Annotated in this window: 1 protein-coding gene and 1 pseudogene; both read left to right on the top strand. The window is 61.5% G+C overall.

What is annotated here, in order from left to right; translation table 11 throughout:
- Positions 1-19 precede the first annotated feature (19 nt).
- Positions 20-541 (top strand): annotated as a pseudogene (locus AC6RA4_RS24355) (DUF6880 family protein).
- A gap of 282 nt (positions 542-823) precedes the next feature.
- Entirely contained in the window at positions 824-2917 is a 2094-nt protein-coding gene (locus AC6RA4_RS24350; protein ID WP_500164729.1) for a DUF4214 domain-containing protein, read from the top strand.
- Positions 2918-3152 lie beyond the last annotated feature (235 nt).

Here is a 3152-nt window from a genome sequence, read left to right as displayed (position 1 = left end):
CTTCGCTTGCCTTGAAGCTCTGGGACGAGAAGAGGAGCTACGCCAGGCGCTCTGGGCTCGCTTCGAGCGGCGCCTCTGCCCCGACGCGCTTCGTCACCTCCTGAAACGCCTGCCGGACTTCGAAGATGTCGAGGCCGAAGACCGCGCCCGCGAAGTCGTTCTGGCGTTCACGCCCATCGAGGCAGGGCTGGCGTTCTGTCTGTCCTGGCCGGACACGACGCTGGCGGCGCAGTTGGTGCTCAGCTGATCCGACGAGATCGATGGGGACACCTACGAGATCCTCACCCCGACAGCTGAAGCGCTTTCTTCCGCACACCCGCTTGCAGCCGTGTTAGTCTGGCGCTCGATGATCGGGTTCGCGTTGGAGCGCGCCCGATCGACCCGCTATGGCCATGCCGCGCGTCATCTCGACGCCTGCGCCGCTGCTGACGCCGCAATATCCGACGATGAAGGCCGCCCCGAGCATGGTGCCTTCGTGAAGCAGCTGCACACTGCGCATGGGCGCAAGTCGGCCTTCTGGGAGCGCGTCACGCCATCATAAGCCTTGAGCGCCAATCATGCCCAAAGCGACGCGGATCACACCGCCTTCCCCGACGGCGCCGTGAGCAACTGAGCGAATAGCACCCTCCAGAGTTTCGAAGACGTGACGCGCCGATGCCCGAGACAAGAGTTTGTCAGACCAAGCACGACCTTGTGTCATCGGATGAGTGCTGCGGCAGATCCGAATAATCTGTTTTACTTTTCATGCAACCTCGTCGACATTGAGACAGAAAGACCATTTTTCATTCTCGAACTTATTAACTGCCATTCGTTGGGGAACGCCATGACGACACCTGCAATAATTTACGAACTTGGCGGAAAATTCGATAACTCTTGGAACCAGGGCCTTTTCGATTCCGCGTCGGCCTGGAGCGAAAGCAGCGGCTCGAACTTCCGAGAATTAGAGCTTCAGAGCGATGCCCAACGCCTGCAGGCCCTGAAACGGTTCGCTCAGGCGGGCAATAATCCAGTATTCCTTGCCTCTGTTCATAACCTGGATACCAACGCCGCTTCCGAGCTTTTTTCGGAATTCCCAGAGACTGATTTCGTGACCTTCGCGATGTCCCTGACCGGGGGCGCATCCGGCGCGCTTGCAATAGCTGCGAACGCATACATCATCGTGTTCGATGGCTTGGAACTCGCACGGGTCGCAGGATACGCGGCGGCGCTGACTTCCAAGACCGGCAAGATTGGCATTATCGGAACAGTGGAAGATGCCTTTTCCGCCTTTGTTCCCGCCTTCACAGAAGGAGCAAGGAACGCGCGCCCCGACATCAGTATTCTGGTGGATTTCGTCGGAAGCACGGCCAGCATCTGGGAGGATTTTGAGCTCGCTGCACAACTCGCCAGTGAACAGGCCGCGGCAGGTGCGGATACTTTCTTCAGCCAGGCCGGCGCTTCGACTTACGGCGTCTATGACTTTGCCCTTAAGGCAGATCTCATGACAATCGGCTACGGGGAGACGATTCAAGACGAAGAACAGAGCAGTCACGTGTTCACGATCGGTCCAGACTTCTCCGATGCCGTTTCAGATGTAATAGATACCGATACTCTCTCGCCCGGCGAAAACCTTCTGGGCTTTTCCGAGGGGTATTTGCAAATAGGTGCTAAGGGATACGACTCAGACGTATTCACCGCCGAAATCCGAACTCAGGTCGCCACCTTTATCGATGCCCTCGACGATACAGTTCCGCCTGTTACGGTAGTGGACGAGTTTCTTGAAGGATCCGACGAAAGCGACGTCTTGATAGGCGGCGAGGGCGACGACACCATCATCGGCGGCGCCGGGTCGGACGAGATCAACGGCGGATCCGGGGCCGACCTGCTAATCGGCGGCGATGTAGCGGATGTCTCGAGCGCGACCGGTGCCCGGATCTTCCGGGTCTATCAAGCGACGCTTGACCGTGCGCCGGACAGCACCGGCTATGGCAACTGGAGCGACCGGCTCGACAGCGGCGAACGGACCCTGCTCGAGGTCATCGAAGGCTTCGTCAACAGCGCCGAGTTCCAGGCCACCTACGGTGCGCTCGACAACACGGCCTTCGTCAGCCTGCTCTATCAGAACGTGCTCCGGCGGGCGCCGGATGCGACCGGCCTTGGCAACTGGGTCGGCCGCCTCGAGGACGGCATGTCGCGCGCCGAGGTGGTGCACGGCTTCTCGGAAAGCGGCGAGTTCAAAGACAGCACTAACGCGGCCGCCAGCGCCTATGCCGCGGCCGAGACGAACATCGCCGATAAGCTCGACGACGTGTTCCGCCTCTATCAGGCGACGCTCGACCGCGCGCCGGACCTGACCGGGCTCGAGAATTGGGCCACCCGTCTCGAGGACGGCACCGCCTACGTGACGGTCGCCAACGGCTTCGTCGCCTCGCCCGAGTTCCAGAGCACCTATGGCGCGCTCGACAACGAGGCCTTTGTCACGCAGCTCTACCAGAACGTGCTGGGCCGCGCGCCGGATGCCACCGGGCTTTCGAACTGGACGCAGAGGCTCGAGGACGGCATGAGCCGCGCCGCTGTGGTTCAGGGCTTCGCGCAGGCGCCGGAATTCGTCGCCAACACCGAAGACGCTTTCATGACCTTCATGCGGTCGGTCGAGGGCGACACGTTCGATGGCGGCGAAGGAGATGACCTGCAGCTTGGCAGCTTCCGCGCCGATCACTTCATCTTCGACGCGGCTGACAGCGGGCGGGACAGGGTCCTGCAGATCGACCCTTGGGACACCATCGAGCTCACCGGCTTCGGCTATCAGAGCCGCAGCGAGGCGCTCGCGCAGTTCTCGGAGGTCGGCCGCGACACGGTCTTCGCCGACGGCGCCGTGAGCGTGGTCTTCGCGAACAGCACGCTCGAGAGCTTCGACGACGTCACGCTCCTGCTCTGAGACGGCAGAGACAATTCAAGGCAGAGCCCGGCTTCCGGGCTCTGCGCCCCAAGATCCAAGGATCCGACCAGGCCGCGCGCCGAGACCCGGCATGCCCCTCAAGACCATCCCCACCTCGCCTAGGACCTCCTTCAGCCACGCCCCGACAAGGACCCGCCCCACGCCTTCTATCATCGCGTTAAACGCAACGAGATGAAGAGGTTCGACATGAACACCAGCCCCACCGCCCGCATGA

It is taken from the genome of Salipiger sp., from assembly GCF_059781815.1.
Note: the sequence above shows the minus strand (reverse complement) of the source record. Positions and strands in the feature narration are given on the sequence as shown.

Coding starts and splice junctions, on each gene's coding strand:
- AC6RA4_RS24350 (WP_500164729.1), top strand. CDS start 824: ATGACGACACCTGCAATAATTTACGAACTTGGCGGAAAATTCGATAAC.